The organism is Aeromicrobium sp. P5_D10 (genome assembly GCF_054049535.1).
Genome location: NZ_JBFUME010000008.1, coordinates 300,893 through 326,589, shown reverse-complemented (window position 1 = coordinate 326,589; position 25,697 = coordinate 300,893). Strand labels below are relative to the sequence as shown.

Genomic DNA, 25,697 nt, shown 5'->3' with positions numbered 1-25,697 from the left:
TCATGAGTTTCGATTGGGAATACACCCTCAGCCTCTTCAAGGACCCGAACCTCTGGCGAGCAAGCGGCGTGGTCGTCGTGCTCAGCGTCCTGGTCTGGATCATCTCGAACCTCGCGGGCATCGTGCTGGCGCTGATGCGCGAATCGAAGATTCGTCCGGTGAGGGTGGTAGCCGGCATCTACGTGTGGTTCTTCAGAAGCCTTCCTCTGCTGGTTCTGCTGATCTTCATCTACAACCTGCCCCAGGTCGTGCCGCAGACACAGGACCTCCTGGGATCAGCGTTCCTCGCGGCCATGATCGCCATGGTCCTGAACGAGGCTGCCTATATGGCTGAGATCCATCGAGGGGGCATGCTCTCCGTCGGGCCGGATCAAAGGGAGGCCGCACGAGCTCTGGGACTGACCTACTCCAAGGTGCAGCGACTTGTCGTTGTTCCGCAGGCGTTCCGCATCGCGCTGCCGTCGCTGGGCAACGAGTTTGTGACGATCCTCAAACTCACGTCTCTGGCCAGCGCCATCAGTCTCAATGAGATCCTTCTGGAAGGACAGCGTCTCTACACGCAGAACTTCCTCGTCCTGGAAACCATGGCCGCCGTAGCCATCTACTACGTCATCCTTGTCACGATCTTCGACCAGCTGCGCGGCCTCCTGGAGAGGCACCTCGACGTGAGCCGGCGCAAGTCGGCAGCTGACGAGGGACCCGCCTCGTCACGGGTGGCTGCCAAGCGCACAAGGCCCCGCCGACCCCACTCGGGAGCCGTCGTCGTGTCGGCGACGGATGTCTCCAAGTCGTACGGTTCCCACCAGGTGCTGGCTGATGTGGACCTCGACGTTCACGCCGGCGAAGTCGTCGTGGTGATCGGCCCGTCCGGTTCCGGCAAGACGACTCTCGTGCGAACCATGAATCAATTGGAAGACCCCGACAAGGGACGGGTGACGGTCAACGGCGAAGTCGTGGGCTACAAGCCGGGTCGCAATGAAACATTCGTCCGTGCGAGCGACGCCATCGTGGCTCAGCAGCGCCGGGACATCGGCATGGTCTTCCAGCGGTTCAACCTCTTCCCACACAAGAGCGTCCTCGAAAACGTCATGCTCGCCCCGGTGGCGGCCGGCCGATGCGACAAGTCCGAAGCCGAGGCTCTGGCGCTGGGACTGCTCGACAAGGTCGGACTCAAAGGACATGCCAAGAAGTACCCGCATCAGCTGTCTGGCGGACAACAGCAGCGGGTAGCCATCGCGCGAGCGCTCGCGATGGGCCCGAAGGTGATGTTGTTCGACGAGCCGACGTCAGCGCTCGATCCAGAACTCGTGGGAGAGGTCCTCGAGGTCATCGCCGAACTTGCCGACGAAGGCATGACGATGGTCGTCGTGACCCACGAGATGCGACTGGTGCGCGATGTCGCCGACTGGGTCGTGTTCATGGAGGACGGCCGGGTGCTCGCGCAGGGTCCGCCGGACGAACTGTCCGAATCGGGCGGCCCCCGCCTCCAACAGTTCCTGGCCACCGTTTCGGGGTGAACACCACACGTCCCGGCTCGACGGCGCTACCCCGATCCTGGGAGGGCCGTCGGGCCGGGTCCCGCATATCACCGCATTGCTCAGGAGCCGGTGCCCTTGCCGTCCCCGAGTGATTGGAGACATTGCTGGGCGAATGCTGAAGCCCTTCGCGTCGGGCGCGCACCAGCCAACTGCACGATGACCACATTCAGACTCGGCAGGGCATCTGCGAGTGGGCGGACGATGAGTTCCTTGCCCTCGTAGCTGGTCGTCACCTCGGTGCGCTGTGTCAGCATCGAGTAACCCAGTCCCCTCGCCACCAGCGAGCGCACCATCTCGAAGCTCTGTGTCCGGAACCTGACGTTCGGTTGAAGGCCGAGTCTTGTGAAGATGTCCTCGAAGTACTCGCCACCTGGTTGCAGATCGAACAGGATGAAAGGGTCGTCGCTGACTTCACGCAGCCTGATCCTCTTACGACTTGCCAGTCGATGATCCGCCGGCATGACAAGGTGCGGGGGCGCGCTTCGGACAACTCTGGCAAGCAGATCCGCTGGCAGGTTGCTGGTCTTGTGCTCGTAGTCGTACATCAGCGCGACTTCGCACCCGCCCGACCGCAACTGGTCCTGCAAGAACGCGTGCGAACCTTCGAGGATGTCCAGGTCGACTTCGGGATGCGCGTCAGTGAAATCGGCGACCACTTTCGGCAACAAAATCGGAGCGATAGTGCTGTAACAGCCGATTCTCAGGCCGCCAGTGAGCGACTGCCCGATGCTGCGCGCGCTTGTATGCAAGTCCTCCGCCGCACCCATCAGCCGACGCGCATCAGACAGGACCCGCTCTCCCGCAGGTGTCAACGACAACCCCCGGGCATGCCTGATGAGCAGTTGCACGCCGAGTGCCCGCTCGAGGTCTGCCAGCGCCGTGGAAACCGCCGATTGAGACAGCCGAATGCGTTCTGCCGCAGCGGTCATACTTCCGAGTTCGGCGCACGCCACGAAGTACTCCAGCTGGCGAAGCGTGAGATTTGCCATCGGTTTCTCCTATGGTGTCGTTCGCTTCTTTCCGTTTTACACGACCCAACGGTCAGGGTCACAGTGGCAGAACACAAGCGGCTCGACAAGCCCGCCAGCGTTCAAGGAGAGACGATGACCACCCAAGGTTCCGCGGCCCACGATGAGCTGGACGTTCTCAAACAGGTACTAGCAATCGACTCGACGTGGGGGCATGAGAAGGCTTTGGCGGAGTTTCTTGCCGACCAGTTGCGCCAGTCCGGTGTCGAGGACGTGAAGCTGGTCGAGTCCATGCCAGGACGGCCTAGCGTTGCCGGTCGTCTCAAAGGCACCGGCGGCGGCAAATCATTGATCCTCAACGGCCACATGGACATCTACGAGATGTCACCGGACTGGCAGAGGGACCCCTTCGGTCCCACCGTCGAAGACGGCCGGATCTACGGCGGCGGCATCGCCGATATGAAGGCGGCGACCACCGCGAGCCTCGCCGCGATCCAACGCATCGCGAACTCGACCGATCGCCCGCGCGGCGACATCATCTTCCAAGGCGTCTCCTGCCACTTCGAGGGGGGAGTGGGTACTCGGTCTCTCCTCGAGTCCGGCTACACCGCAGACGGTGCGATCTGCGGCGAACCGACAGACAACACCCTCGGCACAGTGCATCGTGGCGCCGCATATCTCAAAATCACCACGATCGGCAAGCAGGCCCACACGACCGGAAAGGACCTGGGTCTCAACGCGATCGAGACCATGGAGCCCATCCTGGTCGCGCTTCGCAAGTTCGAAGCTGAGATGCCGTACGTCCCCAACCCGGAACTGCCCGGAGGCCCGATCCTCAATATCGGGACGATACGCGGCGGCACGAAGCACAATCAGGTGCCGGACCGTTGCGAGGTCACCCTGGACATCCGGCTACTGCCCTCCCAAGATCCCTACGACGTGCGCCGCCAGGCCGAAGACCTCGTTGCACGCCTGAAACGGGACGTCGATCCACGGATCGAGGCCATCGTCGAATTCAGCGAGCATTGGCTCTCAGGCCCCCGCCTCCCCTATGAGATCAGCAAGGACAACTCACTGGTACAGACAGTCGCGACAGCGGTCGACCAGGCCGGCTACGCACAGCCGAAGTTCCAGGGCATCCAGTTCTGGACCGACATGGTGGTCATGCGCGACTTCGGCATTCCCGCAGTCAACATCGGTCCGGGAACCCCTCCGTTCAGCTGGGCGGACGAGTGGATCGAAGAGAAGAAGTTCGCTGAGATCGTCGACGTGTACGAATTAGCGGCTCGCAAGTGGGCCGAATAGCGATTCACCTACGCTTGACCCCATGGACCTCGGACTCACAGATCGTGTCTACATCCTCACCGGCGCCTCCGGCGGACTCGGCTTCGCCACGGCCCGGCAACTGGTCGAGGACGGCGCCAAAGTGGTCATCTCGTCCCGGAGTCAGGAGTCGGTCGATCGGGCCACCGACGAGCTCGGGGCCAACGCGATCGGCATCGCCGTCAACAACGCCGATGCGACCGCACCTGCTCAATTGATCGCTGCGGCGCAGCAGGCCTTCGGACGCCTCGACGGCGCACTGATCAGCGTCGGCGGACCGCCGGCCGGCCCGATCCTCGATCGCACCGAGGATGAATGGCGCACATCTTTCGAGTCGGTGTTCCTCGGCGCGATGCGACTGGCCACCGAGATCTCAGCCGAACTCGGCGACGGCGGGTCGATCGCATTCGTGCTGTCGACGTCGGCCAAGTCGCCGGTTGCGGGACTCGGCATCTCGAACGGATTGCGGCCCGGCCTGGCGATGGCCGCCAAGAACCTCGCGGACGAGCTCGGCCCGCAGGGTATCCGCGTCAACGGCTTGCTGCCCGGGCGGATATCGACCGACCGAGTGCAGTCGCTCGACGCGATGAGCGGCGACGCCGAGGCAACCCGCGCCTTGCACGAGCTGTCGATCCCGCTGCGGCGCTACGGTCAGCCGGACGAGTTCGGCCGGGCGGCGGCATTCTTGTTGTCGCCCGCCGCGAGCTTCTTGAGCGGAGTCATGCTTCCCGTGGACGGCGGGCTCTCGCGCAGTCTCTGAATCAGGTCGAACGCCACGAGCGAACCGTGCAGATAGAGGCCGAACAGCCACCACGGAACTCCCAGCACGTCTGGGTCGAGGTAGTCGAACTCGCCAGCGGCGGAGAGAGCGGCTTCGCCCGTCACGCCGCCGGCCGCGATGACGATACCCAGCAGGACAAGTCGCGGATCGCGCCGCGACGCGACCCGCGCCAGCCAGAGCGCCACCAAGACGATCGCGTACGCCATGGCGAACCGGGGCGTGAGCAGCCCCGACACGAGGTACGCGCCGGTCGCGATGAGCATCGATGCGACCAGCGAACCGCGGCCGCCACCCTTCACGGCACCCGCCGTGTGGAACATTGCCACCACTGCGCCCGCGAAGACCACTGGCACGATGATCGTCTGCCCGAACAGTTGCGGATGCCAGTGATACTCCAGCGTCGCCGTCCGGATGTGGAAGAACTGATCGCAGCCCGTCAGCCACACAGCGAGTAGGGGAACCAGGGCCCATTCCCGACGGGTCACACCGCCTGCTCGACGGGGTCACGGGGCTGCTCGGCCTCGCTGCGACGTTCACCCGGCTGCCAGCCCGGCGGCATGATGACGTAACCGATCTTGTCGCGCCAGGACCGTGCGGCACGCACATCCCGCGCCAACGCCACGAACGGCCCGTACTGCAGTTTCAGCACATTGTAGGTGCCGACTGGGACGGTCAGCCCGTACTTGGGCCTGTGCAGCTCCTTTTGGAAAGTGCCGAACATCCGGTCCCAGACGATGAAGATCCCGGCGTAGTTCTTGTCGAGATACTCCGGATCGCTCCCGTGGTGCACCCGGTGGTGCGACGGGGTGTTGAAGATGAACTCGATCGGGCGCCACAGCGTGCCGATGCGCTCCGTGTGCTGGAAGAACTGGAAGATCAGATTGAAGGAGAACGCGACGTAGAGCATCCAGGGCTCGAAACCGAGCAACGGGAACGGCGCCCAGAAGATCGCTTCGGCCCAGGGATTCCACTTCTGACGCAGCGCTGTGGAGAAGTTGAAGTATTCGCTGGAGTGGTGCGCCTGGTGCGCGGCCCACCCGATACGGACGCGGTGGACGAATCGGTGCTGCAGATAGAACGCGAGGTCGAGTCCGACGATCAACAGAACCCACGACCACCAGGTGTCGTCGGGCAGGTGCCACGGCGCGAGGTAGACGCTCATCGCGACGAACAGCACCAGCGTCGTGATCTTGAAAATCGCGCTCGAGACGATCGAACCGATGCCCATGATCAGACTCGTCCGAGCGTCCTTCTTCTCGTACCCGCGCATCTCGTCGTCGGTCTCCAGGAACCTGAATGCGGCGAGCTCGATCAGCAGCGTGAGTACGAAGAACGGCGCCGCGACGAGGGTCGGATTCTTCAGCGGGTCCAATGCTTCCACAGAACATCTCCTTATATGACTCGCGGGTAAGTTAACACAGAGTCATATTCGGCCGCTAGACTTCGAGCGTGGTCAGGACCAATGCAGGCACCAAAGGTGTCCCTCGGATAGATCGCGAGACGCAGATCCTGGCGGTCGCGTCCGAACAGTTCGGCACGCACGGATTCGCGTCGACCTCCGTGGCGACGATCGCCGAGATCGCCGGCATCTCCAAGCCGCTGATCTACAACTACTTCGGCTCCAAGGAGGGGCTCTACGAAGCGTGCCTCGACCGCGGCGGCTCCCTGCTCGCCGACGAGATCGAGCGCATCGCGCGCGGTGACGCCGTGGGCATCGAGCGAGGCATGCAGACCCTCGCCGGCCTGTTCGCACTCCTCGATCAGCAGCGCTACTTGTGGCGGCTGTTCTTCGACAGTTCCGCGCCGCAGACCGGACCTATCGCCGACGCGACAACCCTGTACACCGACCGGATCGGCAAACTCGCCGACGAGGGCGTCGCCGAGTTGATGAACCTGGCCGGAAATCGCGACGAGCTCGACATCTCCGCGATGACCTCGGTGTGGCTGGGCATCGTCGACTCCATCATGAACTGGTGGGTCGCCCACCCCGAGCAAAGTGCCGAGCAGATGACCGAGCGGTGTGCGCGACTCATCGTGGCACTGTTCAACGGAGCGGCTCAATGAGCAAGAAGCTCACCGGCCGGACCGTCGTCCTGACCGGCGCCTCCAGCGGCATCGGCGCCGAGGCAGCACGCAAACTGGCTCGACTCGGTGCCACGGTCTGCCTCCTGGCCCGACGCGAGGACGAACTCACTGACGTCGCGGCCGACATCACGTTCGCCGGCGGATCTGTCCACATCTATCCCGTCGATCTGACCGACGCCGAACAGGCCACGTCAGTCATAGCCCAACTCCTCGACGAGCATGAACGCATCGATGCGCTGGTCAACAATGCCGCCCGATCGATCCGCCGCCCGATCGCCGAATCGGTCGACCGCATGCATGACTTCGAGCGCACCATGGCGATCAACTACTTTGCCTCGGTCAGGCTGACATTGGGCCTCCTCCCCCGCTTCCTCGAGCAGGGGCACGGTCACGTCGTCATCTCATCGAGCATGTCGACCCAGATCCCCATCCCACTGTTCTCGGCCTATTTGGCCAGCAAGTCCGCACTCGAATCGTTCACGAGGTCACTCGTGGCAGAACAAGGCTCGGCGGGAATCTCGGCCACCACGGTCCACTTCCCGATGGTTCGTACCGAGATGTCCGGTCAAACCGCGATCTATCAGGCCATGCCGATGATGAGCGCGGACAAGGCGGCCAATTGGATCGTCAAGGCAATTGTCGACAAACCGACAAGGATATCCAGCCTGCACGGGACGATCTCCGAGATCGGCATGGCTGCGACGCCTGGGATCCTCACGGCCGGACTACGTCCCGTCTTTCGGCACATGGATCGCGCCCTCGCGCGGCGAACCAAAGAATGAGATTCTATTAGTGCACCAATGATTGGTACACTAGCTATATGACGATCACGAATCCGCTCGCGCTCGAAGAACAGGTGTGCTTCGCACTGGCCGTCGCGTCCCGGGAGGTCGTGGCGTCGTATAAATCAGTGCTCGAACCGCTCGGTCTGACCCATCCTCAGTACCTCGTGATGCTGGCGCTCTGGCAGCACACTGATCCGTCGGAAGAGAAGTTGCTTTCGGTCAAGGACCTCAGCGCCCTGCTCCATCTGGATCCCGGCACCTTGTCGCCGCTGCTCAAGCGGCTCGAGACCGCCGGCCTCATCACGCGTCGACGTTCGAGCGTCGACGAGCGGGCATTGGCCGTCAGCGTGACACCCGAAGGGCAGGCCCTGCGTGCCCGGGCCCTCTCGGTCCCCCCGACGATGCTGAAACGCCTCGGCATGTCCGAAGACGATCTGACCGCCACGAACCGCGTCCTCCACGGCATCATCGACGCCGCACACGAAAGCGTGTCCGCATGAGCACCAAATCCACGACGAAGTCCACCGCCGAACAACTCGTCGCGCTGCGCCGGGTTCAGCGCCGCGTCGCAGCGATCGCCTTCTTCGCCGTCGCGATCCACGGCGTCATCGGCCTGATCGTTGTCGCCGAGGTCGTCAAAGGCGAGGGCCGCGACTCCGACGCCATCCTGCTCTTGGTGATGTCGGCGGTTTTCGCAATCGTGACCTATGTCGTGATGCGACTGATCCTGGGAGCAAAGATCTGGTCGGCCTGGGCCCCGCTGTCTTTGCTCCCCACGATCATCGGATTCTTCTGGGTCCTATGAGCCGGCAGCCTTGGCGTCCGCCTTCAGGGCCGCCTCCCGCACGGCGGTGGCGACCCTCTGGTGGACGTCGTGATGGAAGACGCTCGGGATCACGTAGTTGGCGTTGAGTTCGTCGTCAGAGACCGATTCGGCCACCGCATCGGCTGCTGCCAGTAGAACTTCCATCCCGATCCCGTGCGACTGGGCATCGAGCAGACCGCGGAAGATGCCGGGGAACGCCAGGACGTTGTTGATCTGGTTCGGGTAGTCGGACCGTCCGGTGGCCACGACCGCCGCGTGACGGCGGGCGATCGCCGGATCGATCTCGGGAGTCGGATTGGCCAGCGCGAACACCACCGCACCATCGGCCATACCCTCGACATCTTCGGCCGCGATCAGGTTGGGTGCGCTGACGCCGATGAACACATCGGCCCCCGGGAGGGCCTCGTGCAGCGTCCCGGAAAGACCATCAGGGTTGGTGTTCGCCGCGATCCAGGCCAAAGTGGGATCGGTGTCTGCCCGGCCGGTGTGCACGACACCGTTGACGTCGCAGACCACGACATGAGCAGCGCCGGCGTGCAGCAGCACCTTGAGGACGGCCGTCCCTGCGGCACCGGCGCCGGCCAGGACGATCCGCGCTCCCGCCAGGTCCTTGCCGACAACCTTCAAAGCGTTGCGAAGCGCCGCGAGGACAACGACGGCGGTGCCGTGCTGATCATCGTGGAAGACCGGGATGTCGAGCCGTTCACGCAACCTGGCCTCGATCTCGAAGCAGCGCGGCGCCGAGATGTCTTCGAGATTGATGCCGGCAAAGCCCGGCGCGATGGCGGCGACGGTCTCCACGATCTGATCGACGTCCTGCGTGTCCAAGACGATGGGCCAGGCGTCGACATCGGCGAAGTTCTTGAACAGCGCGGCCTTGCCCTCCATGACCGGCAAGGCCGCGTACGGACCGATGTTGCCCAGTCCGAGCACCGCCGAACCATCGCTGACGACGGCAACGCTGTTGCGCTTGACGGTCAACCGGCGGGCGTCTTCCTTGTCGGCGGCAATCGCCTCGCAGATACGGGCGACGCCGGGCGTGTAGATCATCGAGAGGTCGTCGCGGTTGCGCAGCGGATGCTTCATCGCGGTCTCGATCACACCGCCCAGGTGCATCAGGAACGTTCGGTCGGAGACCTTCTTGACCGACACGTCGCCGACGGACTTGAGCGCCTCGACGATACGACCCGCATGGTCGGTGTCGGAGGCCGCACACGTCACGTCGATGCGCAGTGCGTCGGCTCCCGAGGCCGCGACGTCGAGGGCGGTGACGATACCTCCGGCCTGCTCGACCGTGGTGGTCAGATCGCTGACCGCAGAGCCGCCCGAAGGCACCTCGAGGCGGATCGTGATCGAGTACGAAATGCTGGGGGCGACGGAATGTTTCACCCCACCAGCATAAACCTGAGGAAATCCTCACGTTCGATCGGTGTCGCCTGTGCTTGGGCGCGGGTAGAGTCGTTGAGAGCCACATCACCCCGTGGCCAAACCGATGGGACCGGCCCACCAACGCCGGGCCCGCCAACTTCGACAGAGAGCACTACCGTGACGACCGACCGCACCGCCTCGCTACCGTCCCCCTTCAGCAGCCACCACGAACAGGTCGTGTTCTGCCACGATGAGGCATCCGGCCTCAAGGCCATCATCGCGATCTATTCGACTGCGCTCGGTCCGGGCCTCGGCGGAACCCGTTTCTACCCGTACGCCTCAGAGGCTGACGCGCTGACCGATGTGCTCAACCTCTCTCAGGGCATGGCCTACAAGAACGCACTTGCCGGACTCGACCTCGGCGGGGGCAAGGCTGTCATCATCGGCGATCCCAAGACCCTCAAGACCGAAGCACTGCTGCGTGCCTACGGCCGCTTCGTGCAGTCACTCAACGGGCGCTACTTCACCGCCTGCGATGTCGGGACGTTCTCGGCCGACATGGATCTGATCGCGCGCGAGTGCGACTTCGTGACCGGCCGGACGGTCGAACACGGCGGCGCAGGCGACTCCTCGGTGCTCACCGCCTTCGGGGTCTACCAGGGGATGCGCGCATGCGCCCAGCACCTGTGGGGCGACACGTCCCTGGCCGGGAGACGAGTGGGTGTGGCCGGAGTCGGGAAGGTCGGCAGACATCTCGTGGGACATCTGATCGACGAAGGCGCCCAGGTCGTGGTGACCGACCCCCACGAACCTGCCGTGACGGCCCTGCGCGAGCTGTATCCCGCGATCACGGTCGCGCAGAACACCGAGACCTTGATCCGCGAACCGCTCGACATCTACGCACCGTGCGCCCTCGGAGGAGCACTCGACGACGAGTCGATCGAGGCACTGACCGCGACCGTCGTCTGCGGTGCTGCCAACAATCAACTGGCTCACGACGGCATCGAGAAACGACTCGAGGAGCGCGGCATCACTTATGCCCCGGACTACTGCGTCAATGCCGGCGGCGTGATCCAGGTCGCCGACGAACTCGAAGGCTTCGATTTCGACCGCGCCAAAATGCGCGCGACCAAGATCTACGACACAACTTTGGGCGTTCTCGAACGCGCCAAGGCCGAAGGCGTCCCGCCGTCAGTGGCCGCCGACCGCATGGCCGAACAGCGCATGCGCGAAGTCGGCCGACTGAGGCACGTCTGGCTGCCGAAGTGACCAGAGCTCGGCCCATGGCCACCCCAAAGGGTGACCATGGGCCGAGCGAAGCGAGGCTAGGCGTCCGGGCGAAGCCCGGCTGCGACGAAGTCGCAGGAGCGGCGAAGCCGCTTAGCTTTCTCGCTCAAGGTCGCGATACTGCTCTGGAATCGGTTCGCCCGACTCACCATGGAGTTCGCGCTGCAACGTATTGAAGTCAGTATCTGGCGTCCGATACTTCAAGTCGCGCGCAACTTTGGTCTGTTTGGCTTTCGCACGGCCGCGCCCCATAGGTGCCGACCCCCTCGCAGAGAAATAGTCAGTATGTCGTAACTCGTAGCCTACCGAAGAGTCACAACAAACCCACCATCGACCCCCCGCGGGCCCAAAAGATTCCGCTCAGCCCGAATGCGCACCCTGCAACGTCACGGTTCCGCCGTCTCCGTGGACACCCGATTCGGCCGTGTCGCCGGCGATCCAGGCATCGACTCCGTGCTCAGCGAGCAGGGCTAGTGCAGCGTCGGCGGCATCGGGAGCGACCAGCGCGACCATACCGACGCCCATGTTGAGCGCCAGGTCGAGATCTGCCTGTGAGACGCCACCCAGCGCACCCACCAGACCGAAGACCGGTTGCGGCGTCCAGGACGATCGATCGATCCGTACCGAGACGTTCGAGGGCAGGACCCGTGCCAGGTTGGCCGCGAGCCCACCGCCGGTGATGTGCGACATCGCATGCACGTCGACGCGCTTGGCCAGATCGAGGCACGGAAGCGTGTAGAGACGTGTCGGGGTCAACAGCTCCTCGCCCAGGGTGCGCCCGAATTCGGGCACCTCGCGGTCGAGTTCCCAACCGGCCTTGTCGAAGAAGACGTGCCGCACGAGCGAATAGCCGTTGGAGTGCAAGCCGCTGGAGGCCATCGCGATGACGACGTCGCCGGGGCGTACCAGCTCGGCACCGAGCAATGCGTCGGCTTCGACGACACCGGTCGTCGAGCCGGCGATGTCGTACTCATCGACGCCCAGCAGGCCAGGATGCTCGGCGGTCTCTCCACCGAGCAGTGCGGTGCCCGACTCGGCGCACGCCTGCGCGATGCCCTTGACGATGTCGGCGATGCGCTCAGGCACGACCTTGCCGCACGCGATGTAGTCGGTCATGAACAATGGCTCGGCGCCACACACCACAAGGTCATCGACCAACATGCCGACCAGGTCGAAACCGATCGTGTCGTGCTTGTCCATGCGCTGCGCGATCTGCACCTTGGTGCCGACTCCGTCAGCGGAGGTCGCCAGGTACGGCTTGGTGTAAGACTTCAAAGCCGTCGCATCGAAGAGGCCGGCGAATCCACCGATCCCGCCCACAACCTCGGGCCGACGGGCCTTATTGACCCACTCCTTCATGAGCTCGACGGCTCGGTCGCCCTCTTCGATCGAGACTCCCGCGGAGGCGTAGGACGTGCGCTGGTCGGTCACGAAATAACCTCGATCGGGAGCTGGTCCTGGACCTCGAGGAGATGCTTGCCGATCAAGTCGTCCTCCGGCAGGGCCACGGGATAGATGCCGTCGAAGCAGGCCCGGCAAAGATTGTCATTGGGGATGTTGGTGGCTTCGACGAGTTCGTCGAGCGAGATGTACGCGAGTGAGTCGGCGCCGATCGAACGGCGGATCTCATCGACCGAGATGCCGTTGGCGATGAGCTCTGCCCGCGAGGCGAAGTCGATGCCGTAGAAGCAGGGCCACTTGACCGGCGGCGACGAAATGCGGACGTGCACCTCGGCGGCGCCGAACTCGCGCAGCATGCGGACGAGGGCGCGCTGGGTGTTGCCGCGCACGATCGAGTCGTCGACCACGACGAGACGCTTGCCGGCGATGACATCGCGCAGGGGGTTGAGCTTGAGCCGGATGCCGAGCTGGCGCAGCGTCTGCGAGGGCTGGATGAACGTCCGGCCGACATAGGAGTTCTTGACCAGGCCGTGCCCGAACGGGATCCCGGATTCTTCGGCGTATCCGATCGCGGCCGGGGTTCCGGATTCTGGCACCGGGATGACCAGATCGGCGTCGACCGGATACTCACGGGCCAGACGACGGCCGATCTCGGCGCGGACCGAGAAGACCCGCTGATCGGCGATCGTCGTGTCGGGCCGGGCCAGGTAGACGTACTCGAAGATGCAGCCCTTCGGCTCAGCCTTGGCGAACCGCTCTGTGCGCAGACCGTTCTCGTCGATCGCGACGAACTCGCCCGGCTGGATCTCCCGGATGAACGAGGCGCCGACGATATCGAGTGCAGCGGTCTCGCTCGCGACGACCCAGCCGCGTTCGAGACGACCCAGGACGAGGGGCCGGATGCCCTGCGGATCACGTGCCGCGTACAACGTGTGTTCGTCCATGAACACCAGCGAGAAGGCACCGCGCAATGTGGGCAGCACCTCGAGCGCGGCTTCCTCGACCGACCGATCGGGGTAGGACGCGAGGAGCGAGGCCATGACCGCGGTGTCGGACGTCGCGGTCTCACCCTTGCCGGAATCACGGCGCGAAGCGCTGTCGCGGATGTTCAGCTGCTCGGTGAGGTCCGCGGTATTGGTCAGGTTGCCGTTATGCCCCAAGGCGACCGAACCGGTCGACGTGGGTCGGAACGTCGGCTGGGCGTTGTGCCACACGCTGGACCCGGTCGTGGAGTAGCGGGTGTGCCCGATCGCGATCTCGCCCTTGAGCGATTCGAGCGTCGCCTCGTCGAAGACCTGGGACACCAGCCCCATATCTTTGTAGACGAGGATCTGTCGGCCGTTGCTGACCGCGATGCCGGCTGACTCCTGGCCGCGATGTTGCAGCGCATAGAGACCGAAATAGGTCAGTTTGGCGACTTCCTCGCCTGGCGCCCAAACACCGAAGACGCCACAAGCGTCTTGGGGTCCGGCTTCCTGAGGATCGAGGTCGTGGGTGAGGCGTCCATCTCCGCGGGGCACAGCCCAAGTGTAGAGCCCGTCCGGCCCCAGCACCCAATCACTCGCGGTCGTGGGGCTGCAGGTCAGCCGGGCCAGACGATCGGGAACAGCTCGTGATCCATCTCGGCGCCGTCCGCGAGCTCGTCGGCAAGCCCTTCGAATTGCGGCGAAGTGCGCCAGCGGCGAGGCGCGTGGCGGGCCTCATCCGACAGATATCGCAGCGACAGCACACGGCGACGTCCCGCGAAGGGGAAGCCAGGGGCGCCGTGAACCGTCAGGAAGTCGAAGAAGATCGCATCGCCCGGCTGCATCTCGAATCGGCGAATGTCGTACTCATCGCGATGCGCCTCGATATCGGGCATCTCGACAAGCGCCCCCTCAGGAAACCACTTGGCCTCGCCGTCCATGAACGCGCGCGGCATGAGCCATGACCCCTGATGCGTCCCCGCGACCAACTCCAGGCAGCCTGCTTCGGGAACCGGGTCGACCGGGATCCACGCACTGACTCCACGACCCTCGACGTTGTAATAGGGCTGATCCTGATGCCACGGAGTCCGTTGCGCGGTTCCGCCTTCTTTGACCAGCACGTGATCGTGATACAGCCGCACCTTCGGAGAGCCGAGCAGCTCGGCAGCCACCTGGCCGGCCGCCGAGTGCAGGGCCAGGTCGCCGATCGCCGGGACATCGCGCCAGCGGCGGAAGTCCTCGATGAAGAATCCCGGATCGTCGGCCCCGCTTGCCACCTGAGCCAGTGGGCCGGGAGCGTCCAGTACGGTACTGATCGCATCGCGGGCCCACTCGATCTCATCAGAGTCGAGAAGCCCTCGCACCACGACCACGCCATCGCGCTGATATTCCTCGATGATGCCCGGATCCAGGAGAGTCATCTTGGCAGCGTAAACCAGTCCGAGCGCACGATCTCCGCGATTTGGGCACAGACCCTCTAAGGTCAAAGCATGAACGATCCCCGACCAACACGTACCTATCGATCACCCCTCAGGGCCGAGAAGGCCGCCGAGACCCGCCGGTTGATCGCCACATCAGCCGGCCAGGTGTTCTCGGAACGCGGTTATGCCGGGACCACGATGGCGCAGATCGCCGATCGAGCAGGCGTGTCCGTCGAGTCCGTCCACGGGCTCGGCACCAAACCCGCGCTGTTGATCGCCGCGTTCAAGCAGATGTACTCCGGCGAGAGCGGCTGGAAGACGATCCTGGACGAACCCGACCTGATGCGGATCATGTCGCTGGACGACACGGACGAGGCCATCCGGGGCTATGCCGAGTTCATCGCCGACGCCAACAGCCGCTCGCGGGGAATCTGGCCGGCGGTCAGGACCGCCGCACTGTCCGAGCCGCAAGTGGCCGAGCAGATCGAAGAGCTCATCACCTTGAAGAAGCGCGATTTCGTGATGGGAGTCGACTGGTACATCAGCCGCGGGATCGTGTCTCCGGGCACCGATCCCCTGACGGTCGCACCGTTCCTCTATGTCTTGACCTCGCAGGAGACGTACGACCAACTGATCGGCGACTGGGGCCACACGATCGAGTCCTACACAAAATGGCTGACCGAAGCCGTCCGGAAGCTCGGCGTCTCGACAGTAGATCTGCCCTCTCCCGCATCGAAATAAGGCTTCCTGTATTCAATACAGAGTATCTATAGTCAAATAGTCGAAATCTTGATACGGTCTCTGAACAAGCAGACTCATCGGCGCATGCGCGCGCACCGACCGGGTCCCCCGACACGAGAGACCCAGGTCATTCCATGAAGAGAACTCTGTCCATCGCCGCGGCCGCAGCGGTCGCACTCGGCGTGCTCGCGGCGCCGGCATCGGCCGGATCGCCCGCCGACTTCAACTCCGCGCCGCACATCGTCCGCGACGCCACACCCGGTTCAGGCGGGACGTCGTTCATCCACGATTCGGCCGCGCTGGGCAGCCGACTGATCTACGCCTACCAGAACAATCTGGGTGCCGAACTCTGGATCAGCGACGGCACAACCGCCGGAACCCACATGATCAAAGACATCTGGCCCGGCGCCAATGAATCGGATCCCGACGACCTGACGACGTTCAACGGCAAGGTCTACTTCTCGGCCCGCACCAGCTCGACCGATCGCGAGCTGTGGGTCACGGACGGGACCAAAGCCGGCACCCACCGCGTCAAAGACATCTGGCCAGGAACCTCCGGGGCGTACCCCGACGAACTGGTCGTAGCGGGCGGGTGGCTCTACTTCGGTGCGGACGACGGCACAACGGGTTCCGAACTGTGGCGCACCAAGGGGACTGCGGCGACGACCCAGCGTGTGGCCGACCTCAACCCCGGATCATTCGGCTCCTCGGTCAGCAACATGACCCCTTGGGGGAACAAGGTCGTGTTCCGGGCCGGCACGGGAGCTCATGGCAATGAACCCTGGGTCAGCGATGGCACATCGGCTGGCACCCATATGGTTGGCAACATCGCCGCCGGGGGAGCTAACTCCCACCCGTTCGACTTCGCGGCATGGACCGTCGGCAATAAGGCCAGATTCGTGTTCACCGCCCGTGACGACACCCACGGCTACGAAATGTGGATCAGCGACGGCTCGACGAGCACTATGGTCAAGGACATCAACCCCGGAGCCGACAAGAGTTCCAGCCCTCACACCTACACCCGTTTCGGCAACCGGTTGATCTTCAGCGCCCGCACTGAGGCACTGGGCACTGAGCTGTGGTCGACCGATGGCACGAGCAACGGCACGGTCCTGATCAAGGACATCAACACCACTCCCGGCGACAGCGGCATCACCGGCGAGGAGTTCGCCTTGTATCGCAACAAGATCTACTTCGACGCGACCGATGCGGCCGGCGGCAGCGAACTCTGGGCCACCCAAGGAACACCGGCGACGACGCACGCCGTCAAGAACCTCGCACCCGGCATCGAAGGCAGCCATCCATCCCGATTCACGTTCTCCGGCGGTCTGTTGTTCTTCGCAGCACAGACACCCCTGACCGGCGGCGAGCTGTGGCAGACCGACGGCACGGCTGCCAACACCCGTCTGACCAAGGACCTGCGCCCTGGTCCGGATCACTCGTACGCCAAATCGCTCGCCTCGATCGGCAACACCTTGTTCTTCGAGGCGCAGGAATCACATGGCGAGGAGCTGTGGGCCTTCACGACCCGCGCGTCGGTCACCAAGGGCTACAAGAAGACCGTCAGCAAGAAGACTGCCGCCAAACGTCGGATCCGCGTGACGGTCAAAGTGCGGGCCACCGGAACCACCCCGATCGGCAAGGTCGTGCTCAAGAAGGGGTCACGGATCGTGGGCACGGGCCATCTCAAGGGCGGCATGACTCGGATCCGGATCACCAGGAAGCTCGGCAAAGGCATCCACAAGGTCAAGGCGTACTACACCGGAAGCGTCTACGCCCGCACCTCCCACTCGAGCACGATCCGCATACGGGTGAAGTGATGCCCGCAGGCGGTGGCACCTCTTGATGCGTGCCCCTAGGGTGGTGTGATCCACATCACCCTAGGGGCCTGTATGACCTTCACGATCCCGTCGGCGACATATCTCCCGGACTTCCTGGCCGCCCGCGCTGCCGAGCACCCCGATCGACCGTGCTGGATCTTCGGTGACCGAAGCTGGAGCTGGTCGCAGGCGTACGAATCGGTACGTCGAGCCGCTGGAGCCCTGAGCGCCGATGGAGTGGAACGCGGCGACACGATCGCGATCCTCGACAAGAACAATCCCGCAGTTCTCCAACTACTCCTCGGCGGCTGCCATCTCGGCGCCGCGACGACGGTTGTCAACTGGCGCCTGGCAGGCGACGAACTCGACTACGTCATCAACGACTGCGGCGCGAAGATCGTGTTCGTCGGCCACGAGCTGCTCGACCAGTTCGAACTGATCCGAGGACGTCTCACACATGCGGAAAAGATCGTCGTGGTGGGCGGCGCGAACGATGAGTTCGAATCCTGGCTCGACGCCGGAACGCCCACAGAGCGCCAGTCAGATGTGTCTCCGGAGGACATCTGCGTCGTGATGTACAGCTCCGGCACGACCGGACGTCCCAAAGGCGTCCAGCTCAGCCAGCACGCGATGGTCGAGCACAGCGTCAACGGGCTCGGAGACACGACGTACGACCAGGACGACATGTTGCTGATCGCGATGCCGATGTTCCACGTCGGCGGTACGTCGTACGCCTTGCTCGGCCCCGTGGTCGGTGTCGCCGGATACATCGTCCCCGAGGTCGACGGCGCTCTGCTGGCGGCGGGCATGCTCGCCGGCTGCACGCATGTGTTCCTGGTTCCCGCGGTCGTAGCGGCCCTGATCGCCGCCGGGCCCCAGGTCATGGGCCTGTTCGCCAAGCTCAAAGGTCTCGGATACGGCGCGGCCCCGATGCCCTTGCCCGTTCTGCGGACCGCCATGGAAGCCTGGCCCGACACCGAGTTCCAGCAGGTCTACGGCATGACCGAGTTCGGTGGGGTCATCACGGTGCTCAACGACGAGGCCCACCGCGATGCGAGTCACCCCGAGCGCCTTGTGTCAGCAGGACGGCCGGTCAAGAACGCCGAGATGCGGGTCGTGGACCCGCTGACCCTGCAGGATGTGCCTGTCGGAACGTCCGGCGAGATCTGGTTCCGTACCCCTCAGGCGACAGCGGGATACCTCGGCAAGCCGGATGCCACCGCCGAGCTCATCACGGCCGACGGATGGGTGCGCACCGGCGACCTCGGCCGGGTGGACGATGACGGCTTCTTGTTCATCGAGGACCGGATGAAGGACATGATCATCACCGGCGGCGAGAACGTCTATTCCCCCGAGGTCGAGCGGGTACTCGCAGAACATCCAGCAGTCGCCGAGATCGCGATCATCGGGGTTCCCGACGAACGTTGGGGCGAAGCAGTCAAAGCCGTCATCGCGTTCCGGCCGGATCAACGGGCCACCACTGAGGAGCTCATCTCCTTTGCCCGCGAACGCCTCGCGCACTACAAGGCGCCGTCGTCGATCGACGTCGTCGAGGCGTTGCCCCGGAATCCGTCGGGCAAAATTCTCAAGCGCGATCTGCGCAAGCCCTACTGGTCCGACGGCGACCGCCAGGTCTGACCCGTGACATAAGGCGCCCTCACCACGTACGCTCATGCCCATGCGCCTGGTGCCTTCCCCCACCTCGCGGCTCATGATCGCCGGTGTCCTCACCGGTCTGGCCGCGACGTTCCTCATGTCCACACCCACCTCTGCTGCCACGTCTCCACAGGCACCCGGCAGCTTCACCGGCTACGGATTCGACGCCTGCGTGGCGCCGAGCCAGTCGGTCATGGACACCTGGAACCTCCAATCCCCGTTCAGCGCGATCGGCATCTACATCTCGGGCAACTCGCGCTACTGCGGCGACAAGTACCAACCCAACCTCAGCAAGGCGTGGGTAACCAAGAACGCTGCCAACGGCTGGCGTTTCATTCCGATCCACGTGGGTCGCCAAGCGCCCTGCTTCAAGAACAATCCGAAGAGCCGGGTCCAGAAGAAGCGCATGTCGACCAGCGTGTCGAAGGCTCGTACCCAGGCGCGCACAGAAGCCAGGGAGACTATCGCCGCATTGAAGAAGTTCGGCTTCGGTACCGGAAGCGTCTCCTACCTCGACATCGAGTGGTACGCCAGGACGGCGAAGTGCGATCGGATCGTGCTCGAGTTCGCCGACGCATGGACCGAATACCTGCATTCCAAGGGATACAAGTCGGGCCTGTATTCGAGCGGTTCGGCCGCTGTCAAGGCCGTCGATCAGGCCCGCGCTGCCAAGCGCAAGGGATTCACCCTGCCCGACCACATGTGGATCGCCTGGGTCAACAAGGTCGCCAACACCGACGGCGGGCCCTACCTCTCTGACAAGGGATGGGTCAAGCAGCGGATCCACCAGTACCACAACGGCATCAACGTGACGTACGGCAAGAAGAAGCTCAATATCGACAAGAACTACCTCGACGTCGGCAAGGGCTCGGTCGCGAGCAAGCAGTCGCTGCCGTGCAAGGTCAAGATGTCGTTCACGTCCTATCCGAGGTTGCAGAACGGCAGCCGGGGGCCCGAGGTCGCTGCCTTGGAGTGCCTGTTGAGGGCCCAAGGCGTCCTCAAATCCGTCGATACCTATCTGGGTACGGGGACTGTACGGGCGATCGATGCCTACCGGGCCAAATTGGGTTGGACGCCCGCCGGGCGCACCACCGCTCCCACCTGGACCGCGCTGCTCTCATATGGCAGTTCGCCTCGGGTACTGAAAGAAGGATCCGTCGGCGAGCCCGTGTGGCGGCTCCAACGCTCGCTCATCGCCGCCGGCCAAAAGCCCCGTCTGACGGGAATCTACGATGCGAAGACCGTCAAGGCCGTCGCGGCCTACCGTAAGGCGCGAAAGTTGCCGTCGTATCCGACGACCGAGTCAGGGATGTGGACTCAACTAAAGCGCGGTAAGACGGCCTAGGGAGCCCAGATGGCGCTCGTCTCGGCACACCGTGGAGGTGCCGGATCCCAGCGCTCGGCCCAGAACACGATTGCGGCGTTCGAGGCCGCGATCGCCCTGGGATGTGACTTCGTCGAGTTCGATGTCCGGCTGACGGCCGATGGGATCCCAGTCATCTTCCACGACGCGACGTTCGATGACGGCACGATCCGTCGCCTGATCGCTGGTCATCGATTCGACGACTTCTCATCCTCCTTGACGCATCTGGACGATGTCCTCGCAGTGTTGGCAGGCCGGGTCAAGGCCCACGTGGACCTCAAGGTCCCCGGCCACGAGATCGAGCTGGCACAACGGATCATCGAGGTACTCGGCGTCGACGGCGCGGTGTTCACGACCGCGGAAGATTCGTCCGTGCGCCGCCTGATCGCCTGGTCGAAGACCCAGGCACCGGGCCTTCTCGTCGGGCTGTCGTCGAGCCGCCGCACCTGGCGGGGTCATCGTCTGGCGCGCCGCATTGTGGCGATCGAGGCGAGTTTCCCGCGCACGCGCATCCGATTGAGCCGGGCCAATCTCGTCGTGGCACATAAGAGCCTCGCAAAACTGTCGCTCAAGCGCTACGCCCGCCGCCGCGGATTGCCGCTGCTGGTCTGGACGGTCGACAAGCCAGCCGAGCTGGAGCGCTGGATCAATGATCCGGACGTGTGGATGGTGACGACCAACTACCCGGAACGCGCACTTGCCGTCCGACGGGACAGCTAGCTGCCGTCGGGAGCGCCCCCGCAAGATGTCGGCGGTTCTGGGTCGTTGGCCTCGACCCATCGACCCAGAACCGCCGACATCTTGCGTGTCCCCGATTTTCAGGTGGCGTCGAGTGGCAGCAGCGGCGACAAGTCAGATCGTTCCCCCGATGCCCGGACCGTCGCATCCGCCCAGGCGAGCCGCCCACGGCCCAAAGCGATCCACGTCGCCGCGTCCATCTCGACGACGGCCGGCGGCGTCCCGCGGGTGTGCCGCGCCCCCGCGATGCACTGCACCGCTGCGAACGGCGGGACCCGCACCTCGACGCTCGCGCCGGGCGCCTTCTGTACGAGCAGCGCCGCCAGATGTTTGGTCGCGGCTTTGAGGTCAGCCCGAGACGGCTCGCCCGCATCGAGACGCGCGCAGACCTCGGCGAACTCCTCGTGGCTCAGCGGAACGTATCGGGCCATACCGTCAGCCTAGTGAGACCCTCAGGCCAGGTGTGCGCCGAGCACCGCCGGCAAGGTGGCCTGCCATGCGGCCTTGAGTTCTGCGACGCCGACGTTGAACTGACCCGCGACCTCGATCGTGTCCCCGCCGGTGCGACCGACCGATGCGAGGTCGACACCGTGCTTCTCGGCCAGAGCGACGAAATCGTCGTGACGCGCCTCGGCAACCACGACCATCGCCCGGGCCGAGGACTCGCTGAACAGTTCGAGGAAGGGATCGTCGAGGTCGACCGTGGCGCCGACGCCGTGGCGGAACGCGGCTTCGGCAATGGCCATCGCGAGTCCACCGTCAGACAGATCGTGGGCTGACGCAACGATGCCGGACTTCGCGGCCTCGACCATGAGTCCAGCCAAGGCGCTCTCGGCGGCGAGATCGACGACGGGCGGCTTTCCACCCAGATGGCCGTGGACGACATCGGCCCAGGTCGAGCCGGACAGCTCTTCGCGAGTCTCGCCCAGCACGAGGATGTGGTCGCCCTCGCCCGTGAAGCCCTGCGTGATCCGCTGGCGAACGTCCTCGATGACACCGAGCACACCCACAACAGGTGTCGGCAGGATCGGCGTCTCGCCGGTCTGGTTGTAGAACGAGACGTTGCCGCCGGTGACCGGGATGCCGAGCACCGCACAAGCGTCCTTGAGACCGTGCGTCGCCTGCTCGAACTGCCACATGACGTCGGGGTTCTCGGGTGAACCGAAGTTGAGGCAGTCGGTGACCGCGAGCGGCAGCGCGCCGGTGACCGCGACATTGCGGTATGACTCGGCCAGCGCCAGCTGCGCGCCGACATAGGGATCGAGCTTGGCGAACCGGCCATTGCAGTCGGTCGAGACCGCGACTCCCAGGTTGGTCTCGTCGTCGATGCGGATGACACCTGCGTCTTCGGGCTGGGCCAGGACCGTGTTGCCCTGCACGTAGCGGTCGTACTGGTCGGTGACCCACGATTTGTCGGCCATATTGGGCGAACTGACGACGGCCACGAGTTGATCGCGCAGCTCATCGCCCGATACCGGGCGGGCGAGTTGTTCGGCCGCGTCGGCCTGCAGAGCGTCCTGCCACTGCGGACGGGCGTAGGGACGGTCATATGTCGGGCCGTCGTGAGCCACCGAACGCGGCGGCACGTCGACGACGGTCTCGCCGTGCCAATCGATGATGAGGTGCTCACCGTCGGTGACCTCACCCACGACAACGGCTTCGACGTCCCACTTGCCGCAGATCGCCATGAACTCGTCGAGGTGCTCGGGCTCCACGACGGCCATCATGCGCTCTTGGGACTCGCTCATGAGGATCTCTTCGGGCGAGAGCGTCGAGTCACGCAGCGGGACGGTGTCGAGTTCGACGCGCATGCCGCCGCTGCCTGCGGACGCCAGCTCGCTCGTGGCGCACGACAGGCCCGCACCGCCGAGATCCTGGATTCCATTGACGACCTTGGCCGCGAACAGCTCAAGGGTGCATTCGATCAGCAGCTTCTCCATGAACGGATCGCCTACCTGCACCGCAGGACGCTTCGACGGCCCGGTCGACTCGAACGTCTCGGACGCCAGAACCGAGACGCCGCCGATTCCATCGCCGCCGGTGCGTGCGCCGTAGAGGACGATCTTGTTGCCGACTCCGCTCGCGAACGCCAGGTGCAGGTCTTCGTGACGCAGCACCCCGACGCACAGGGCGTTGACCAGGGGATTGCCGAGATAGGTCTCGTCGAAGACGACCTCACCGCCAACATTCGGCAGGCCCAGGCAGTTGCCGTAACCGCCCACACCGGCGACGATGCCGGGCAGCACCCGACGGGTGTCCTCGGCGTCGAGCGGGCCGAATCGCAGCGGATCCATGACCGCGACCGGGCGGGCGCCCATCGCGAGAATGTCACGCACGATTCCGCCGATCCCGGTCGCCGCACCCTGGTAGGGCTCGACGTAGGACGGGTGGTTGTGCGACTCGACCTTGAACGTCACGGCGTAGCCCTGACCGATGTCGATGACTCCGGCGTTCTCACCGATACCGGCGAGGGTCTTGCCCAACGGCGTCTCCTGCGGCAGCTCGCCGAACTTCTTCAGATGCACCTTGGAGGACTTGTAGGAGCAGTGCTCGCTCCACATGACCGAGTACATCGCCAGCTCCGCACCCGTCGGACGACGTCCGAGGATCTCGCGGATGCTGGCGTACTCATCGGGCTTCAGGCCCAACTCGGCCCACGGCTGCTGCCGTTCAGGGGTGGCGGTGGCGTGGGCAACAGTGTCGAGCTGGCGGGCTTCAGTCACCCCATGATCCTATCGAGTCAGCTCCGAGCCTCTCGACGGTGCGTAGGCGGATACCCGATGTCTTCGCCTGAGACACCGAGCTCGTACGCGGCACGCAGCACCCAAGCCGGTTCTCGGATCGCGGCCCGAGAGACCATCAAGGCGTCAGCAGCGCCGCTGGCCAGGACCAGTTCGGCCTGGACCGGCTCGGTGATCAGGCCGACCACGGAGACCGGCAGACCGCTGACCCGACGGACCTCGTCGGCCAGTGGGACCTGATATCCCGGCGACACCGGGGCCTCTTCGGGCTCGACCGCACCTCCGGACGACAGATCGATCAGATCGACGCCACGCTCCTTCAGGATTGCGGCCAACTTCGCGGTCTGCGCGACGTCCCAGCCTCCTGCCGGGATGTCACTGCCGGGAAGTCGGAAGAGGAGTGGCTTCTCTGGCGGCAGAACCTCACGGACCGCATCGGCGATCTCGACCGCCAATCGAGTGCGGGCCGCGAAGGACCCACCGTAGTGATCCGTGCGGTCGTTGATCAGCGGAGACAGGAACTGATGGATCAGATAACCACCCGCAGCATGGATCTCGACGACGTCGAACCCGGCCCGATCGGCCCGCGCCGCGGCCTCGGCGAAGACACCGGGCAACGCAGCCACCTCACGGCGTGACAGGACCCGCGGTGCGGCAAGGCCGTCGGCCGCCGCATGCGTCGAACTGGCCGTGGTCCACCCTCCCTTGGCCTCCGGCACCGTTCCTCGTTGATCGGCGAACGGCGAGTACGTGGAGGCTTTACGGCCGGCGTGAGCCAACTGGATCGCCGGGACAGCACCCTGTCCGCGGAGGAAGTCGGTGATCCGCAACCAGGACTCGACATGTTCCTCGGCCCAGATTCCGGTGTCTTCGGGCGAGATCCGCCCTTCGGGCACCACCGCCGTGGCCTCGGTCATAATCAAGCCGAATCCACCGGTCGCGTGCTTGCCCAGATTGACCAGGTGCCAGTCACCGGGCTGTCCATCGCGCTGATTCGCGCTGTATTGGCACATCGCGGCGATCCAGATCCGATTGCGAGTCGTCACACCGCGCAGAGTCAGCGGCTCGAAGAGAAGGACCATCAGTCAGCATCCACAGCGATAGGCGGGACCGGGACCACGGCAGGACGCCGGCGCCCGCCCGGCAACCGTCCCGCCAGGACGCCTAAGGGTTCGACCGCGCCGCTCAAGACGCCGACCGCATTGTTGAGGTTCGGAATCGCCTGCCCGAGGGCTTCGAGGCGCGGGAGGATCGCGTCGAACGTCGCGCCCAGCGACACCAATTGGTCAAGCGTCCCTCCTGGTGCCAGGAGCTTTTCCAAGATCCCCTCCTCAGCCAGCAGCTGTTCGAGCAAACCGCCCTCGGCCAGAATCCTGTCGAGGGCTCCTTCCTCGGCCAACAGCCGGTCGAGCGGGCCGCCGGGCGCGAGCACTCGATAGAGCGGCCCGTCCTCTGCCAAAGCTCGGTCGAGTGGTCCCCCTGCTTCCAACAGGCGCACGAACGGGCCGTCCTCGTCGGCCATGCGGTCCAACAGCCCGTCCCGCGCGAGTGCTTTGCCGATCGGCCGGTCGTCGGCAGTCAGATCAGCCAGAGTGTTGGCCAATCCGATCGGCCCGCGATCATCGGCCAGGATCTTGGCAACCTGATCCAACAGACCATCCTCCGCGAAGAGTTGTGACAGACGCGAGGCATATCCGCCTTCGCGCAGGATCGGTCCACTCGGCGAGGCGAGCTGGCCGAGTCCGAGGGTTGCCTGGGTCGCGGCCACCGAAATGCGCAGCGGTAAGAGAGCGAATCCACGAAGGTCCATGCCCGAACATTAGAGCGTGACATCGTCGATGTCACGATCCACGCGGACACCGCTGTTGATGACGCCGGGTTCGGACTATC

25 protein-coding genes and 1 pseudogene are annotated in these 25,697 nt (G+C 64.6%); 14 read left to right on the top strand and 12 right to left on the bottom strand.

Annotation, left to right across the window (positions count from 1 at the left end):
* Window positions 1-2: 2 nt before the first annotated feature.
* Window positions 3-650: pseudogene (locus ACXJKC_RS16965) on the top strand (amino acid ABC transporter permease); the annotation flags it as partial.
* A gap of 63 nt (window positions 651-713) precedes the next feature.
* Entirely contained in the window at window positions 714-1,517 is an 804-nt protein-coding gene (locus tag ACXJKC_RS16960) for an amino acid ABC transporter ATP-binding protein (RefSeq protein ID WP_456697942.1), read from the top strand.
* 80 nt (window positions 1,518-1,597) lie between these two features.
* Here ACXJKC_RS16960 and ACXJKC_RS16955 read toward each other — a convergent pair whose 3' ends face one another.
* The gene (locus tag ACXJKC_RS16955) at window positions 1,598-2,527 is read right to left on the bottom strand and encodes a LysR family transcriptional regulator (protein ID WP_456697922.1); all 930 of its coding nucleotides are present in this window, start codon (window positions 2,525-2,527) and stop codon (window positions 1,598-1,600) included.
* Between the two features lie 114 nt (window positions 2,528-2,641).
* Here ACXJKC_RS16955 and ACXJKC_RS16950 point away from each other — a divergent pair, with 114 nt between their 5' ends.
* Together ACXJKC_RS16950 and ACXJKC_RS16945 are read left to right on the top strand one after the other, a co-directional pair.
* A complete protein-coding gene (locus ACXJKC_RS16950; RefSeq protein ID WP_456697921.1) occupies window positions 2,642-3,811 on the top strand; it encodes a M20 family metallopeptidase in 1,170 nt (389 codons plus the stop codon).
* Between the two features lie 22 nt (window positions 3,812-3,833).
* Complete coding sequence (locus ACXJKC_RS16945; RefSeq protein WP_456697920.1) at window positions 3,834-4,589, top strand: SDR family oxidoreductase; 756 nt, start codon at window positions 3,834-3,836, stop codon at window positions 4,587-4,589.
* On the opposite strand, the gene ACXJKC_RS16940 is transcribed toward ACXJKC_RS16945, so the two are convergent.
* Window positions 4,481-5,095, bottom strand: a complete 615-nt coding sequence (locus tag ACXJKC_RS16940; protein WP_456697919.1) for a hypothetical protein — start codon at window positions 5,093-5,095, stop codon at window positions 4,481-4,483. The genes ACXJKC_RS16945 and ACXJKC_RS16940 overlap by 109 nt on opposite strands.
* Window positions 5,092-5,991: a sterol desaturase family protein gene (locus tag ACXJKC_RS16935; protein ID WP_456697918.1), complete on the bottom strand. Its 900-nt coding sequence runs from the start codon at window positions 5,989-5,991 to the stop codon at window positions 5,092-5,094. The genes ACXJKC_RS16940 and ACXJKC_RS16935 overlap by 4 nt, the downstream gene beginning before the upstream one ends.
* A 68-nt stretch (window positions 5,992-6,059) precedes the next feature.
* On the opposite strand from ACXJKC_RS16935, the gene ACXJKC_RS16930 reads away from it, so the two are divergent.
* From ACXJKC_RS16930 to ACXJKC_RS16915, 4 genes are read left to right on the top strand one after another with little or no spacing between them, the layout of a single operon-like run.
* Window positions 6,060-6,674, top strand: a complete 615-nt coding sequence (locus tag ACXJKC_RS16930) for a TetR/AcrR family transcriptional regulator (RefSeq protein ID WP_456697917.1) — start codon at window positions 6,060-6,062, stop codon at window positions 6,672-6,674.
* Complete coding sequence (locus tag ACXJKC_RS16925) at window positions 6,671-7,477, top strand: SDR family NAD(P)-dependent oxidoreductase (RefSeq protein ID WP_456697916.1); 807 nt, start codon at window positions 6,671-6,673, stop codon at window positions 7,475-7,477. Before ACXJKC_RS16930 ends, ACXJKC_RS16925 begins: the two co-directional genes overlap by 4 nt.
* A gap of 38 nt (window positions 7,478-7,515) precedes the next feature.
* Window positions 7,516-7,980, top strand: a complete 465-nt coding sequence (locus ACXJKC_RS16920) for a MarR family winged helix-turn-helix transcriptional regulator (RefSeq protein ID WP_456697915.1) — start codon at window positions 7,516-7,518, stop codon at window positions 7,978-7,980.
* Window positions 7,977-8,285 (top strand): hypothetical protein, encoded by a 309-nt coding sequence (locus ACXJKC_RS16915; RefSeq protein ID WP_456697914.1) that lies wholly within the window; start codon window positions 7,977-7,979, stop codon window positions 8,283-8,285. The genes ACXJKC_RS16920 and ACXJKC_RS16915 overlap by 4 nt, the downstream gene beginning before the upstream one ends.
* Here ACXJKC_RS16915 and ACXJKC_RS16910 read toward each other — a convergent pair.
* Window positions 8,280-9,695: a malic enzyme-like NAD(P)-binding protein gene (locus ACXJKC_RS16910; protein WP_456697913.1), complete on the bottom strand. Its 1,416-nt coding sequence runs from the start codon at window positions 9,693-9,695 to the stop codon at window positions 8,280-8,282. The genes ACXJKC_RS16915 and ACXJKC_RS16910 overlap by 6 nt on opposite strands.
* Window positions 9,696-9,851: 156 nt before the next feature.
* Between ACXJKC_RS16910 and ACXJKC_RS16905 the strand changes: the two genes are divergently transcribed.
* Window positions 9,852-10,943 (top strand): Glu/Leu/Phe/Val dehydrogenase dimerization domain-containing protein, encoded by a 1,092-nt coding sequence (locus ACXJKC_RS16905; RefSeq protein ID WP_456697912.1) that lies wholly within the window; start codon window positions 9,852-9,854, stop codon window positions 10,941-10,943.
* Between the two features lie 111 nt (window positions 10,944-11,054).
* On the opposite strand, the gene ACXJKC_RS16900 is transcribed toward ACXJKC_RS16905, so the two are convergent.
* The 4 genes from ACXJKC_RS16900 to ACXJKC_RS16885 all read right to left on the bottom strand — a co-directional run bounded on the left by ACXJKC_RS16900 (window position 11,055) and on the right by ACXJKC_RS16885 (window position 14,748).
* Window positions 11,055-11,213: a DUF3073 domain-containing protein gene (locus ACXJKC_RS16900; RefSeq protein ID WP_456697911.1), complete on the bottom strand. Its 159-nt coding sequence runs from the start codon at window positions 11,211-11,213 to the stop codon at window positions 11,055-11,057.
* Window positions 11,214-11,321: 108 nt separating this feature from the next.
* Window positions 11,322-12,392 (bottom strand): phosphoribosylformylglycinamidine cyclo-ligase, encoded by a 1,071-nt coding sequence (purM, locus tag ACXJKC_RS16895; protein ID WP_456697910.1) that lies wholly within the window; start codon window positions 12,390-12,392, stop codon window positions 11,322-11,324.
* A complete protein-coding gene (gene purF, locus ACXJKC_RS16890; RefSeq protein ID WP_456697909.1) occupies window positions 12,389-13,882 on the bottom strand; it encodes an amidophosphoribosyltransferase in 1,494 nt (497 codons plus the stop codon). Before purF ends, purM begins: the two co-directional genes overlap by 4 nt.
* Before the next feature lie 62 nt (window positions 13,883-13,944).
* Window positions 13,945-14,748 (bottom strand): phytanoyl-CoA dioxygenase family protein, encoded by an 804-nt coding sequence (locus tag ACXJKC_RS16885; protein ID WP_456697908.1) that lies wholly within the window; start codon window positions 14,746-14,748, stop codon window positions 13,945-13,947.
* 69 nt (window positions 14,749-14,817) lie between these two features.
* Between ACXJKC_RS16885 and ACXJKC_RS16880 the strand changes: the two genes are divergently transcribed.
* From ACXJKC_RS16880 to ACXJKC_RS16860, 5 genes are all read left to right on the top strand, one after another.
* Window positions 14,818-15,489: a TetR/AcrR family transcriptional regulator gene (locus ACXJKC_RS16880; protein ID WP_456697907.1), complete on the top strand. Its 672-nt coding sequence runs from the start codon at window positions 14,818-14,820 to the stop codon at window positions 15,487-15,489.
* Window positions 15,490-15,623: 134 nt separating this feature from the next.
* Window positions 15,624-17,309 (top strand): ELWxxDGT repeat protein, encoded by a 1,686-nt coding sequence (locus ACXJKC_RS16875; RefSeq protein ID WP_456697906.1) that lies wholly within the window; start codon window positions 15,624-15,626, stop codon window positions 17,307-17,309.
* 72 nt (window positions 17,310-17,381) lie between these two features.
* On the top strand, window positions 17,382-18,947 hold the full coding sequence (locus tag ACXJKC_RS16870; protein ID WP_456697905.1) for a long-chain-fatty-acid--CoA ligase: 1,566 nt from the start codon (window positions 17,382-17,384) through the stop codon (window positions 18,945-18,947).
* 40 nt (window positions 18,948-18,987) lie between these two features.
* Window positions 18,988-20,310 (top strand): glycoside hydrolase domain-containing protein, encoded by a 1,323-nt coding sequence (locus ACXJKC_RS16865; protein ID WP_456697904.1) that lies wholly within the window; start codon window positions 18,988-18,990, stop codon window positions 20,308-20,310.
* A gap of 9 nt (window positions 20,311-20,319) precedes the next feature.
* A complete protein-coding gene (locus ACXJKC_RS16860) occupies window positions 20,320-21,048 on the top strand; it encodes a glycerophosphodiester phosphodiesterase (protein ID WP_456697903.1) in 729 nt (242 codons plus the stop codon).
* Between the two features lie 98 nt (window positions 21,049-21,146).
* On the opposite strand, the gene ACXJKC_RS16855 is transcribed toward ACXJKC_RS16860, so the two are convergent.
* The 4 genes from ACXJKC_RS16855 to ACXJKC_RS16840 are packed head-to-tail and all read right to left on the bottom strand — an operon-like array spanning window position 21,147 to window position 25,617.
* Window positions 21,147-21,497 (bottom strand): sterol carrier family protein, encoded by a 351-nt coding sequence (locus tag ACXJKC_RS16855; RefSeq protein WP_456697902.1) that lies wholly within the window; start codon window positions 21,495-21,497, stop codon window positions 21,147-21,149.
* A gap of 21 nt (window positions 21,498-21,518) precedes the next feature.
* Window positions 21,519-23,789 (bottom strand): phosphoribosylformylglycinamidine synthase subunit PurL, encoded by a 2,271-nt coding sequence (gene purL, locus ACXJKC_RS16850; RefSeq protein ID WP_456697901.1) that lies wholly within the window; start codon window positions 23,787-23,789, stop codon window positions 21,519-21,521.
* Between the two features lie 17 nt (window positions 23,790-23,806).
* Window positions 23,807-24,889: an NADH:flavin oxidoreductase/NADH oxidase gene (locus ACXJKC_RS16845; protein WP_456697900.1), complete on the bottom strand. Its 1,083-nt coding sequence runs from the start codon at window positions 24,887-24,889 to the stop codon at window positions 23,807-23,809.
* Window positions 24,889-25,617, bottom strand: a complete 729-nt coding sequence (locus tag ACXJKC_RS16840) for a hypothetical protein (protein ID WP_456697899.1) — start codon at window positions 25,615-25,617, stop codon at window positions 24,889-24,891. The genes ACXJKC_RS16845 and ACXJKC_RS16840 overlap by 1 nt, the downstream gene beginning before the upstream one ends.
* Window positions 25,618-25,697: the final 80 nt, after the last annotated feature.

Coding starts and splice junctions, on each gene's coding strand:
- ACXJKC_RS16955 (WP_456697922.1), bottom strand. CDS start 2,527: ATGGCAAATCTCACGCTTCGCCAGCTGGAGTACTTCGTGGCGTGCGCC.
- ACXJKC_RS16950 (WP_456697921.1), top strand. CDS start 2,642: ATGACCACCCAAGGTTCCGCGGCCCACGATGAGCTGGACGTTCTCAAA.
- ACXJKC_RS16945 (WP_456697920.1), top strand. CDS start 3,834: ATGGACCTCGGACTCACAGATCGTGTCTACATCCTCACCGGCGCCTCC.
- ACXJKC_RS16925 (WP_456697916.1), top strand. CDS start 6,671: ATGAGCAAGAAGCTCACCGGCCGGACCGTCGTCCTGACCGGCGCCTCC.
- ACXJKC_RS16920 (WP_456697915.1), top strand. CDS start 7,516: ATGACGATCACGAATCCGCTCGCGCTCGAAGAACAGGTGTGCTTCGCA.
- ACXJKC_RS16915 (WP_456697914.1), top strand. CDS start 7,977: ATGAGCACCAAATCCACGACGAAGTCCACCGCCGAACAACTCGTCGCG.
- ACXJKC_RS16900 (WP_456697911.1), bottom strand. CDS start 11,213: ATGGGGCGCGGCCGTGCGAAAGCCAAACAGACCAAAGTTGCGCGCGAC.
- ACXJKC_RS16885 (WP_456697908.1), bottom strand. CDS start 14,748: ATGACTCTCCTGGATCCGGGCATCATCGAGGAATATCAGCGCGATGGC.
- ACXJKC_RS16880 (WP_456697907.1), top strand. CDS start 14,818: ATGAACGATCCCCGACCAACACGTACCTATCGATCACCCCTCAGGGCC.
- ACXJKC_RS16875 (WP_456697906.1), top strand. CDS start 15,624: ATGAAGAGAACTCTGTCCATCGCCGCGGCCGCAGCGGTCGCACTCGGC.
- ACXJKC_RS16870 (WP_456697905.1), top strand. CDS start 17,382: ATGACCTTCACGATCCCGTCGGCGACATATCTCCCGGACTTCCTGGCC.
- ACXJKC_RS16865 (WP_456697904.1), top strand. CDS start 18,988: ATGCGCCTGGTGCCTTCCCCCACCTCGCGGCTCATGATCGCCGGTGTC.
- ACXJKC_RS16860 (WP_456697903.1), top strand. CDS start 20,320: ATGGCGCTCGTCTCGGCACACCGTGGAGGTGCCGGATCCCAGCGCTCG.
- ACXJKC_RS16855 (WP_456697902.1), bottom strand. CDS start 21,497: ATGGCCCGATACGTTCCGCTGAGCCACGAGGAGTTCGCCGAGGTCTGC.
- ACXJKC_RS16845 (WP_456697900.1), bottom strand. CDS start 24,889: ATGGTCCTTCTCTTCGAGCCGCTGACTCTGCGCGGTGTGACGACTCGC.
- ACXJKC_RS16840 (WP_456697899.1), bottom strand. CDS start 25,617: ATGGACCTTCGTGGATTCGCTCTCTTACCGCTGCGCATTTCGGTGGCC.